At 70.5% G+C, this 11,208-nt stretch carries 9 protein-coding genes; all 9 read right to left on the bottom strand.

Annotation, left to right across the window (positions count from 1 at the left end):
• Positions 1-44: 44 nt before the first annotated feature.
• On the bottom strand, positions 45-1,817 hold the full coding sequence (locus SZN_RS20620; RefSeq protein WP_007498161.1) for an IucA/IucC family protein: 1,773 nt from the start codon (positions 1,815-1,817) through the stop codon (positions 45-47).
• The gene (locus tag SZN_RS20615) at positions 1,814-2,365 is read right to left on the bottom strand and encodes a GNAT family N-acetyltransferase (RefSeq protein WP_007498159.1); all 552 of its coding nucleotides are present in this window, start codon (positions 2,363-2,365) and stop codon (positions 1,814-1,816) included. Before SZN_RS20615 ends, SZN_RS20620 begins: the two co-directional genes overlap by 4 nt.
• The gene (locus SZN_RS20610) at positions 2,362-3,645 is read right to left on the bottom strand and encodes a lysine N(6)-hydroxylase/L-ornithine N(5)-oxygenase family protein (protein ID WP_007498157.1); all 1,284 of its coding nucleotides are present in this window, start codon (positions 3,643-3,645) and stop codon (positions 2,362-2,364) included. The genes SZN_RS20615 and SZN_RS20610 overlap by 4 nt, the downstream gene beginning before the upstream one ends.
• Entirely contained in the window at positions 3,629-5,071 is a 1,443-nt protein-coding gene (gene desA / locus SZN_RS20605) for a lysine decarboxylase DesA (RefSeq protein ID WP_007498155.1), read from the bottom strand. The genes SZN_RS20610 and desA overlap by 17 nt, the downstream gene beginning before the upstream one ends.
• Positions 5,072-5,256: 185 nt before the next feature.
• Positions 5,257-6,174 carry a siderophore-interacting protein gene (locus SZN_RS20600; protein WP_007498152.1) on the bottom strand — a complete coding sequence of 306 codons (918 nt, stop codon included), beginning with the start codon at positions 6,172-6,174 and terminating at the stop codon, positions 5,257-5,259.
• A 97-nt stretch (positions 6,175-6,271) separates the two neighbouring features.
• Positions 6,272-7,315, bottom strand: a complete 1,044-nt coding sequence (locus SZN_RS20595) for an ABC transporter substrate-binding protein (protein WP_007498150.1) — start codon at positions 7,313-7,315, stop codon at positions 6,272-6,274.
• A 196-nt stretch (positions 7,316-7,511) separates the two neighbouring features.
• Positions 7,512-9,509 carry a glycosyltransferase family 2 protein gene (locus SZN_RS37710; RefSeq protein ID WP_244313400.1) on the bottom strand — a complete coding sequence of 666 codons (1,998 nt, stop codon included), beginning with the start codon at positions 9,507-9,509 and terminating at the stop codon, positions 7,512-7,514.
• 417 nt (positions 9,510-9,926) lie between these two features.
• Entirely contained in the window at positions 9,927-10,385 is a 459-nt protein-coding gene (locus SZN_RS43230; protein WP_279627032.1) for an ISAs1 family transposase, read from the bottom strand.
• Positions 10,291-11,064: a transposase family protein gene (locus SZN_RS38840; RefSeq protein WP_106432692.1), complete on the bottom strand. Its 774-nt coding sequence runs from the start codon at positions 11,062-11,064 to the stop codon at positions 10,291-10,293. Before SZN_RS38840 ends, SZN_RS43230 begins: the two co-directional genes overlap by 95 nt.
• Positions 11,065-11,208: the final 144 nt, after the last annotated feature.

The raw sequence follows: 11,208 nt of genomic DNA, 5'->3' as shown, positions 1-11,208 counted from the left end.
GGGACCGTACCCGGGGGGCGCCCGCCTGTTCGGGAGGGGCGTCGCTACCGCCCCGCGAGCGGGTTCCGCAGGGTGCCGACCAGCTGGAGGGCGCCGGACGGGTCCGTGAGGTCGACCATCTGCCGGTTGTCGCGCAACTGCAGGCGGTTCAGGCAGGACAGCGCGAACTCGGGCGCGAACAGGTCGTACCGCTCGAACTTCTCGGCGAGTTCGGGCACCGAGCGCTGGTAGTCCCGGGTGACCTCGGCGACCGTGCGCCAGAAGTCGTCCTCCGGCAGGATTCCCTCGGCGGCGAGGTTCGCGGCCAGGAAGCGGAAGAAGCAGTCGAAGACGTCCGTGAAGACGGACAGGAGCTTCATGTCCTCCGGCACGTCCACGCGCACCCGCTCCACGGCCGGCGGCAGCACCGCGTCCGGGTCCATCACCGCGATCTCCTCGGCGATGTCCTTGTATACGGCCCGTTCCACCACGCCGTCCCGCAGGACCAGGACGACGTTCTCGCCGTGCGGCATGTACACCAGGTCGTAGGCGTAGAAGCTGTGCAGCAGCGGGGTGTAGTACGCCTCCAGGTAGCGGCGCAGCCACTGCGCGGGCGCCAGCCCCGAGCGCTCGATCAGCGCGCCCGCGAAGGACGCGCCCTCGTGGTCGACGTGGACGAGCGAGGCCATCGTGGCGAGGGACTCGCCCTGCGCGAGGCGGGGCACCGGGGACTCGCGCCACAGGGCCGCCAGCATCTTGCGGTACGGCGAGTGGCGGTCGGTGGCCGCCTCGTACTCCAGGTGCCGGTAGCCGACGGCGGCCCGCTCGCGGATGATCGACACACCGGTGCTCCGCAGGACCGGGTCGTTGTCGATGAGCTGGGCCAGCCAGTCGTTGATGGCGGGCGTGGCCTCCATGTAGGCGGCCGAAAGCCCGCGCATGAAGCCCATGTTGATGACGGACAGGGCCGTCTTCACATAGTGCTTCCCCGGGCTGGTGGTGTTGAAGAACGTCCGGATGGACTGCTGGGCCAGGTACTCGTCGTCGCCCTCGCCCAGGCAGACCAGGTGGCCGCGGGCGACCTCGGCGGCGAAGGTGACGGAGAGCTTGTTCCACCACTGCCAGGGGTGGACGGGGATCAGCAGGTAGTCGCCGGGGTCGAGGTCCCGCGCGCGCAGCACGCCGTGGAAGCGCTCGACGGTCTCCTCGCCCAACTCCTCGCGGAGGAACGGCTCGTAGTCGATGCCGGCCCCCGCGGTGAACGCGGCGCGCGAGCGGTGCGCGGCGAGCCAGACGAGCCGGACGGGGCTCGCGGCCTCGGGGGCGTAGGCGTGGTACTCGTGGATCCCGAAGCCGAGCCGGCCGTTGTTGGCCACGAAGCAGGGGTGGCCCTCGGTCATCCCGGCCTCGATGTCCTGGAAACCGGACCGCGCGAGGTCGGCGGCCGTCACCTGCGGCTTGGCCAGTTTGTAGCAGGTGCCGGACAGGGTGGAGGAGATCTCCTCCAGGTAGACCGGCAGGATCTCCTCGCTCAGGTGCAGCGACTTCTGCATCTCGATGAAGAAGTCCAGTGCGGCGAGGGGGAGTTCGTCGCCGTCGCGGTGCCGGGTGATCGAGTCGGCGTCGATCTGCCAGTGGTCGAGCGCGCGGAGCACCGCGGTGAAGGTGTACCGCGTCCGGCCGTCGTCGCCGAGGACGGCGTAGCCGCCGTCGCCGGTGGCCCGCGGTGTGAGGAGCCGCTCGTGCGCGAACTCGGCGAGGGCCTTGCGGATCAGCAGGCGGTTGGCCCGCGCCCAGTGGTGGGGGGACAGATGCGCCACGGCGTCGGACGGGGTCATTCGGCTACTCCTCGGGCGGCCAGGAACTGTGCGCGGGTGCAGAAGCTGAGCAGCGCGCGCTTCTCGGGCTTCTCGATCTCGCGTACGGGTACGAAGCCGACGGCCTCGTTGAGCGCGTGGACGGCCCTGTTGCCCACGTCGGGCTCGACGACGACCCGCCGGGTGTCCGGGTCGGCGAACAGCTCCTCCAGCACCGCGGTGATGACCGCCCTGGTGAAGCCGTGGATCGGCCGGTCGGTCGGCGCGACGAGGAAGTGCATGCCGACATCGCCGGGTTCGGGCTCGTACAGGCCGGTCAGCTCCACGTACCGGGGGTCGTAGCGCTCCATCAGGAACGCCGGGACCCCGTCGTGCAGGCCCAGGTGGGCGTGGTGGTGCTCATGGGCGGCGATGCGCATGTACTCGCGCTCGACGTCCTGGAGTCTCGCGTCCTGCATCATCCAGAACGCCGCCTTGGGGTCGGTGACCCAGGCGTGCAGCAACTCGGCGTCCCGCAGCGGGTCGAGCGGGCGCACGGTGAGCGTGCCGATGCCGGTCGTGGTGCTCATACGGAGAACTCCTGGAACGCGATGGTCTTCTCGACCGGGTAGTACTCGGTGCCGAGCAGCTCGCGGATGATGTACGCGTTGCGGTACGGCCCCATGCCCAGGTCGGGGCTGGTGATGCTGTGGGTGTGGACGCCGGCGTTCTGCAGGAACACGCCCCGGCCGGTGATGTCGACGGCGTAGTTGCGGGCGACGTCGAAGTTGCCCCGGGAGTCGTGGACCAGGCGGTCGCGCACCGGCTTGAGGAACTCCGGCTCGCTGTAGCGGTAGCCGGTGGCCAGCACCAGCCCCTGCGAGTCGAGTGTGAAGTCCTTGCCCTGCTCCTCCTGGCGGAAGGACAGGGTGTACGTGCCGTTCTCGTACCGCGCGCCGTTCAGCGAGGAGTTGGTGAGCAGCCGGGTCGGGACCGGGCCGCCGAGGTTCTTCTGGTAGAGCAGGTCGAAGATCTCGTTGATCAGATCGCCGTCGATGCCCTTGAACAGGCCCTTCTGCTCGGCGGTGAGCCGGTAGCGGGTGTCCTCGGGCAGCTCGCGGTAGTAGTCGGCGTACTCCGGGGAGGTCATCTCCAGCGTGAGCTTGGTGTACTCCAGCGGGAAGAACCGCGGGGAGCGGGTGACCCAGTTCAGCCGGTAGCCGTGGACGTCGATCTCGCTCAGCAGGTCGTGGTAGATCTCGGCCGCGGACTGCCCGGAGCCGACGAGGGTGATCGACTCCTTCTTCTGGAGCTCCGCCTTGTGCTGGAGATAGCGGGAGTTGTGCAGGAAGTCGCCGCCCAGGTCCCGGCACGCCTCGGGGATGTGGGGCGGGGTGCCGGTGCCGAGGACGAGGTGGCGGGCGCGGTAGGTGGCACCGGTGGCGGTCGCGACGACGTAGACCGCGTCCGCCTCCTCGTACGTCACCTCCGTCACCGTGGTGTTGAACCGGACGCTGCTCAGCTTGTTCGCTGCCCAGCGGCAGTAGTCGTCGTACTCGACCCGCAGCGGGTAGAAGTTCTCCCGGATGTAGAAGGAGTACAGCCGGCCCTTCTCCTTCAGGTAGTTGAGGAAGGAGTACGGCGAGGTCGGGTCCGCGAGGGTGACCAGGTCCGACATGAACGGCGTCTGGAGGTGGGCGCCCTCCAGGAACATGCCGGCGTGCCACTCGAAGTCGGGCTTGGACTCCAGGAAGACGCCGTCGAGTTCGGCGATCGGCTCGGTCAGGCAGGCGAGGCCGAGGTTGAACGGGCCGAGCCCGATCCCCACGAAGTCATGGGTGGTGGTCGGGTTTTCAGGACGCGCGGTCAAGGGACTCTCCCAGGTACTGCTCGGCGTGGCCGGCGATCAGGTCGAGGACGACGGCGATGTCCTCGGCCGTCGTCTCGGGGTTGAGCAGGGTGAACTTCAGGTAGTGGCGCCCCTGCACCTTCGTGCCCGCGACCACGGCGTCGCCGGAGGCGAACAGGGCCTTGCGGGCGTACAGGTTGGCGCGGTCGATCTCGGCCGGGTCGGTGACGGCGGCCGGGATGTAGCGGAAGACGAGGGTGGAGAGCGTGGGCCGCACGACCACGTGGTAGCGCGGGTCGGCGGCCAGCAGCCGCCAGCCCTCCACCGCCAGGTCGCAGACCTCGTCGAAGAGCTGCCCTATGCCGTCGGCTCCCATCGTGCGCAGGGTCATCCACAGCTTGAGGGCGTCGAAACGCCGGGTGGTCTGAAGGGACTTGTCGACCTGGTTCGGGATGCGCTCCTCGACCGTGCGGCGCGGGTTCAGATACTCGGCGTGGTAGGTCGCGTGGCGCAGCGTGGTGGCGTCGCGGACCAGTACGGCGGACGAACTCACCGGCTGGAAGAAGGACTTGTGGTAGTCGACGGTGACCGAGTCGGCGCGCTCGATGCCGTCGATCCGGTCCCGGTACCTCACCGAGGCGAGCAGACCGCAGCCGTAGGCGGCGTCGACGTGCAGCCAGGTGCCGTACTGCTCGCACAGCTCGGCTATCTCGGGGAGCGGGTCGATGGAGCCGAAGTCGGTGGTGCCCGCGGTGGCGACGACCGCCATGGGCACGAGGCCGTCCTCGGCGCAGCGCGCCAGCTCCCGGGCGAGCGCGACGGTCTGCATGCGCTTGTCGTGGTCGACGGGGATCGTCACGACGGCGTCCGGGCCCAGGCCGAGCAGTTTCGCCGACTTCTGCACGCTGAAGTGGCTGACCTCGGAGGCGAAGACGCGCAGTTTCGCGGCCGAGTCGGTCTTGGCCTCCTCGCGGGCCAGCAGCAGCGCCTGGAGGTTGGACTGGCTGCCGCCCGAGGTGAACACGCCGTCGGCGTTCCCGCCGAGGCCGATGCGGGCCGCCGTCCAGTCGACGAGCCGGCGCTCGATGAGCGTGCCGCCGGCCGACTGGTCCCAGGTGTCGAGGGAGGAGTTGACGGCGGAGAGGACCGCCTCGCCGACCAACGCCGGTATGACCACAGGGCAGTTGAGGTGGGCGAGATAGCGGGGGTGGTGGAAGTAGACCGCGTCCCGGAGGTAGACCTCCTCCAGTTCGTCGAGGACCGCGCCGGAGTCGTGCAGCGGCTTGTCGAGGTCGATCGCGTCGATGGCGGGGGCCAGGGCGTCGACCGTGACGCCGGTGAACGGACCGTCGGTGGCGGCGAGTTTGGCGGCCACCCGCTCGATGCCTTCGGTCACGGAGCGGCGGTACCGCTCCGCGGTCGTGTCGTTGAGCAGGTGCGAGCGCATGGGGAGGTCCTCCGGTGGGGACGGGCTCTGGGGTGCGGGTGCGGTGCGGGTGCGGAGCGGGCGGGGCTCCGCGATCTAACTTAGGTTAGCCTAACCTAAGTTAGATCCGCTCGGGCCGGCATCGGGCGTGACGACGATCACTCGGATCGCGGCCGTGCCCCGATCTCCCGTACGCGCTGCGGCGGTTACGCCTGCTCGCGCAGCTGCTCCTCGCTCATGCCCCGCCGCCAGTACCCCACGAAGGTGACCCGTCGCCGGTCCGTCCCGCGCTCGCCGACGAAGTGCCGGCGCAGCGCCTTCACGCACCCGGACTCGCCCGCGATCCAGACGTACGGCCGCTGGGCGGCGGGGAGTTCGGCGGCGCGGATGACGTCGAGGGCCATGGGGGAGTCCTCGGTGTGCGGGCCGCCCTCCCGGGCCAGCCAGGTGATCTCGGCGTCCGCGTCGGTCGCCAGGTCCTGGACGTCGGCGGCGCCGTGCACCTCCAGCCATACCCGGGCGCGGGTCCCGGCGGGCAGGGACTCGAGGATCGCGGCGACCGCGGGAACGGCGGTCTCGTCACCCCAGATCAGCACGAGGTCGGTGTCCCGCGGCGGCCGGAACCGGATCGCCCGGTTGTCGGCGAGGGCGGGGCCGAGCAGCAGGACCCGGTCACCGGCGGTGGCCCGGGAGGCCCAGCGGGAGGCGGGACCGGCCGGGGAGAGGGACCCCCGCGACTGAGCGGGTGCGACGGCGGGGGAGACGGTGGGGGTGCCAGTGGGTGCGACGGCGGGGGAGACGCCGTGCAGGGCGAAGTCGATGTCGATCTCGTCGGGGTCGCGGCGCAGGGCGCGCAGCGTGTACGAGCGCATCACGGCCCGTACGTCGTCCGGCAGTTCGCGCCAGCCCTGCCACCAGCCGTCCCCGAGCTCGACCGGGACCCGCGGTTCGCGCTGTCCCGCGTGCGGCAGGAAGAGCGACAGGCTCTGGTCGCGGCCGTCCGAGTGGAAGGCCCGCAGATCGGTCCCCGCGAAGGTGACCCGCACCATCGACGGCCCGAGCCGCCTCGTCCGTACGACGTGCAGGGAGAAGAAGCGGAACGGGGCGGCTACGGCGGTGGTCATGCGGTGACTCCTGCGTCCACGTCACGGGTGCGGGCTTCGGGGCGGGGGCGGGCCGGCGGTCGGCCGCGGGCCCGCCCGCGCCCCGGGCGGCGCCGGGTCAGGCGACCTTCCTGGCCTTCTCGATGGCCTCGGCCAGGCTGGTCAGCAGCGGGGTGCACTTGGCGTACGAGGGGATCGGCTCGGGGGAGCGGGCGATGACCTGGCCGGCCTTGACGGCGGGCAGCTTCTTCCAGGTGGCCTCGGTGATGTCGGCCGGCTGGATGGTCGAGCTGCGGTCGTCCATCATGATGATGTCGGCCGGGTACTTGTCGACGTTCTCCCAGCTGAGGTTCTCGAACCAGCCGCCGCCCTCCTTCTTGGCGCTCTCCGGCGGCTCCACGAAGTTCACGCCGAGGGCCTTGAAGTACTCCAGGTCGATGGAGAGGTTGGTGCCGGAGACGTAGAAGATGTCCTGGCTCGCGGAGCCGGCCATCACCTTGATCTCGGGGCGCGCCTTGGCGGCCTTGCGCAGCCGTTCGGCGGCGGCCTCGAAGTCCTTCCTGGACCGGGCGACCTTGTCGGCCTTCAGGTCCGCGCCGAGGGACTCGGCGAGCTGCCACACCCGCTCCAGCGGCTGGGTCAGCTGGCGGTCGTAGACGGAGACCGCGGCGCTCGGGGCGAGCTTGGCGATCTTGTCCTTGGACGCCTCGGGGACGTACCAGAGGGTGCCGGCGCTGTCGAAGGTCGTGGAGAGCAGGACCTCGGGCGCGAAGGCCGCGTACTTCTCGACGTTGAACTGGTCCCAGACGTTGCCGAAGACGGTCAGCTTGCTGACGTCCATGTCGCCGGCCTGCACGTCGGCCTTGCCGTCCTTGGTCTTCGTCGGGCCGAAGACGCCCTTGACCTCGATGCCGTAGTCGTACAGGGCGGCCGCGAGGCCGACGAAGGCCACGATCCTCGTCGGGACCTTGTCGAGCTTCACCGTCGTGCCGCGGTCGTCCTTGAACGTCCAGGGGCCGGACTTCGCGGCCGCCGCGTCGCCGGAGCCACCACTGTCGCCGCTGTCGTTCCCGCAGGCGGCCAGCACGGTCCCGAGGCCGAGGGCGCCGCCCGCGGCGAGGATGCCGCGACGGGTGAGGTGGGTGGCTCTTGCGTTGGGCATGGCTACGCTGCTTTCGAACAGGGCCGATCACCGGCCGGACAATTCGAAGGTAGGTTAGCCTAACCTGATCTGATGTCCAGGGGTGGGGCCCGCCCCTCGGGGGCCGCGCACCGGCCGGAACTCTCCGCGCGGGAGCGCCCGAACCCAACCGCCCTGCCGCTGCGGCCCGTTGACATCCCCCGCCGGGCTCCGCCCCTCAGGACCGGACGAGCCGGGTCACCGCCTTGGTGAGACTGGTCCTGGCCACGACCAGAGCGAAGCCCTTCGCCTCGGCGGGGGCGCGCTTGGCGTACCAGGGCAGGGCACGCCGGCTCCACTTGGCCGCAGCGAGGCCGCCGGGCAGGGCCGGGAGGGGCAGCGCCCAGTCGCCGAGCCGCAGTTCTCCCCGCCAGACACCGGCCGGCAGCGTGCTCACGGGCACCCGCACGGTGAAGGTGTCCCCGGTCGCGGTGACCGGGAAGGCGGCGCTGTCTCCCCGGTCGCTGCGCAGGGCCAGCCCGAGCGTGCCCGGGGGGAGCGCGGCGAGAGCGCAGCGACCGCTGAACTCCAGTTCCGCCGGGGCGTCGGAGGCCCACCGGATGGTGCCGTCCAGCCGCAGGCCGCGCGTGACGGCGTGCTTGCGCTCGTCGAGGTCGAGCGTGAAGTTGCCGTGCGGGGCGGTCGTGTAGAGCGTGACGGCCCGCAGCCCCGCGACCGTGTCCACGACGTGGGTGGCCGCCGCGCCGGACACCCCTTCGGCCCGGCGGCTGCCGATGCGGACCTCCTTGCTGATGCCCTGCGCGCCGACGGCCAGCGAGATGTCCCACAGACCGCCCGGCAGCGGACCGCCGCCGGCGGCCGTCGCGATGTCGACGACGGCCTCGAAGCCGGCCCTGCCGTACGTGAAACGGCCCTGGTCCTCCTCGGCGCCGAGACCGGGCGTCCCGGTGTGCGTGACGGGCAGCCGGTGTTCCGCCTTGGTGTCGCGCTCGCGCAGCACGAGTTCCGTGGTGACGTCCTCCGTGCCGACGCGGTGCAGGTACGCGTGCCCTTCGAGGCGGAGGGCGGTGCCGGTCAGTTCGGCGCGGCTGACCTGATGGCGTACGCCGAGCTGGGCGGTGACGTCGTAGCAGCGGTCGGGGACGGCGCGGTCGGCGTCGCGCAGGAAGGGGTAGCGCGCCAGGGCGCGGCCGTCCTCCACGAGCACCGGCGTGGCGACCTCGCCGCGGGCCAGTTCCCTCTCGAACTTCACGAGGGTCAGCAGTTCGTCCAGCATCCGGTGGCGGATCAGGTGCAGCCGCAGCCGGGCCATGGCGGAGAGGCGGTCGTCGATCCCTTCGTGCCACAGCGGCGCGATGGTCTCGGCGAGGCGGCTGAGGGCCTTCTCCTGCTCGGGCCGCGGCTCCTGCGCCAGGTGGCCGAGGAGCTGCTGGACCTCGACGGTCAGGTGCCGGTGCGCCAGATGGTCGCGGCCCTGCCCCGGCGGGACGCTCTCCAGCAGGAGGTCGACCATACGGGGCAGGAACCTCAGCCGGGACTCGGTGCCGCCCGTGCGCAGGGTGATGTTGCCCTGGTCCTCGCGCTCCACCCAGTAGAGGCAGTCGTACGAGGCCAGCACGGAGATGCCCGCCGCGTGCAGGTAGGCGGGCGCGACGAAGAGCTGGTCCTCGCCGATGGACAGGTCCTCCGGGAAGCGCAGGCCGTGGCGCTCCAGCAGGTCCCGGCGGAAGAGCTTCATCGGGTTCAGCGTCCAGTAGACCCGGGAGGAGAAGACGTCGGCCCTCGGCTGGTCGCGCCGGAACATCGACTGCGGGGCCGCCCGCCCGCCGACGCCCACCATCTTGCCCAGCACGATGTCGGTGGCGTTCTCCTCGGCCATGGCCACCATGCGCTCAAGGGCCTCCGGGCCGAGGTAGTCGTCGGCGTCGAGGAAGAAGACGAACCGGCCGCGGGCGTGGCCGAGACCGACGTTGCGCGGCGCCGAGGGCCCTCCGGAGTTCTCCTGCGCGAAGACCCTGATCGCGCCCGGGTGGGCGTCCGAAAGACGCCGCAGCTCCTCGGCCGTGCCGTCGGTCGAGCCGTCGTCGACGACGATGATCTCGACCTCGTCCCGGCCGATGCTCTGCTCGACTACGGACGTGACGCAACGCGTCAGATAAGGCATTGCGTTGTACGCGGCGACAATCACCGAAACGGCCGGGGCAGCCATCGTCATGCTCTCCAAAGAATACCGGGGGCACGCCCCGTTTTTGGATGGCTTGATTTGTGTGGTGGCTGAAATGCCGCAATCGCCATTCGCGGGAAAGCGCCGCAAAGAACTGTGAAGATATCATGATCTGCCGACGCCCCGGAGGTGACCGTCCGGTGAAGGGTGCAGGTGGGCGGTGGGGCGGCGGGCTGTGGGCGGTGGGCCTGGACGGGGTCGGGGTCCTCGGTGGGGCGGTCCACCGAGCGTCGGCGGCGGGTTCGGGCTGCCTGTCGTGTTCAGTGCCCATGCAGCGGAAAACCCCGCGCATTCCCTATGGGTGATGTGCGGCGGCGCTGTGATTCATGTCACGCGCCGAGTGGGTACCGGGCGTATCGCCTGTGGCTGTCACGTGAAGCCGAGATACCTCGACCTTTTAACTTCTCTTTAGTTCCGGGGTGTCTGTGTCGAGGCCGGGGAAAGTGTGGCGGCACGGCGTCGCCCTTGTACTGACGGGGACGCTGCTGACGTGGGGGAGCGCGACGGGCGGTGCTCGGTGTGGACCTTGGAGGCGTCCTCGCGGAAGGCGGTGTCGCGGACGAAGTGGAGCCGGTTTTCAATGACCCACTGTGAACGGATGATCTTCGCGAGCCGCTGCGGGGAGGCTTCCCGGCTGGTCATAACGGTGATGACGTAAACGGTCTCGCGGCTGCGCCTGCCGGTCTTCAGACAGGTGCGGTGGCGTACGACCTGGGCGACCTGGGCGACCTGGGTGACCTGGGTGACCTGGGCGGCGTGCGGGAAGTCGAGGTCATCGACGGTCAGGACCTGCACCACGCGGGTCTCCTTGCGGCCGTGTCCCTCGGTGCGGTCGTAGAACTTCGCGGTCACTTCCCTCAAGGGCAGCGTGTGCAGCCGCTCGTGGAGACCGGCTTGGTTCTTCTTCACGCACAGCGAGCGCGTAGCGCGCCTTCTTGTCCTCCGCGAGGAAGCGGGCGTGGCCGCGCTGAGCGTGCAGGGCATCGGCCGTCACGGTCACCCCGGTCAGGTCGAACGGGGCCAGCAGGCCGGCGAAGCAGGTGATTTCATTCGTCTTGTCCGGGACTCGCGGCTGCGTGATGGTTAGCCCGCCACCGGTCACGGCGGCGAGCAGATGCGCGGCCGGGGTGTCACCATGGCGGGAGCCACGGGCGCTCTTGCCGTCCACCGCGAGGGTGTCGGACCCGGCCGGGTCGGCGCCGAGCAGGTCGGCGAGCACGCCGGGACAGGTGCGGTTGACGATCCGGCGGACGGTCGCGGTGCTCGGCGCGACGCGGACGGCGAACACGCTGGTGGTGCGGGCACCGAGCCGGGCGAGGGCCTCGTGCGGGGCATTCCTGGCCCACTGGCCGATCGCGGCGAACGAACGCGCTCCGCTCAGCACGGCCGAGCACGCGATCAGCAGCACGCTCACGAACGGGTGACGCTTACCGCGCCGGTGCCGCGGATCGGCCAGCGTGGCCAGCCGCCGCGGCAGTCCCGGCAGTGCGCGGTGCTGACGCGAGGGCGACTTGATCAGGCAGACGCCGGCAGACTGACGGCACATCGAAGCTCCGGTTCGGCAGGGCGACTTGAGAGGTCACCCGCTCCAACCGGAGCTTCGTCGTGTGAGGGACGGGTCGACCGGAAGCCGGCACGCCGCCGTGAGCTGCGACTTCGCAGCATCAATCGGACTTTGAAACAGCCCTGG

This window comes from Streptomyces zinciresistens K42, from assembly GCF_000225525.1.
Classification (GTDB): domain Bacteria; phylum Actinomycetota; class Actinomycetes; order Streptomycetales; family Streptomycetaceae; genus Streptomyces; species Streptomyces zinciresistens.
This window is presented reverse-complemented; position numbering and strand designations above follow the sequence as displayed.

Coding starts and splice junctions, on each gene's coding strand:
- SZN_RS20615 (WP_007498159.1), bottom strand. CDS start 2,365: ATGAGCACCACGACCGGCATCGGCACGCTCACCGTGCGCCCGCTCGAC.
- SZN_RS20595 (WP_007498150.1), bottom strand. CDS start 7,315: ATGCCCAACGCAAGAGCCACCCACCTCACCCGTCGCGGCATCCTCGCC.
- SZN_RS20620 (WP_007498161.1), bottom strand. CDS start 1,817: ATGACCCCGTCCGACGCCGTGGCGCATCTGTCCCCCCACCACTGGGCG.
- SZN_RS37710 (WP_244313400.1), bottom strand. CDS start 9,509: ATGACGATGGCTGCCCCGGCCGTTTCGGTGATTGTCGCCGCGTACAAC.
- desA (WP_007498155.1), bottom strand. CDS start 5,071: ATGCGCTCGCACCTGCTCAACGACACGACCGCGGAGCGGTACCGCCGC.
- SZN_RS38840 (WP_106432692.1), bottom strand. CDS start 11,064: ATGTGCCGTCAGTCTGCCGGCGTCTGCCTGATCAAGTCGCCCTCGCGT.
- SZN_RS20600 (WP_007498152.1), bottom strand. CDS start 6,174: ATGACCACCGCCGTAGCCGCCCCGTTCCGCTTCTTCTCCCTGCACGTC.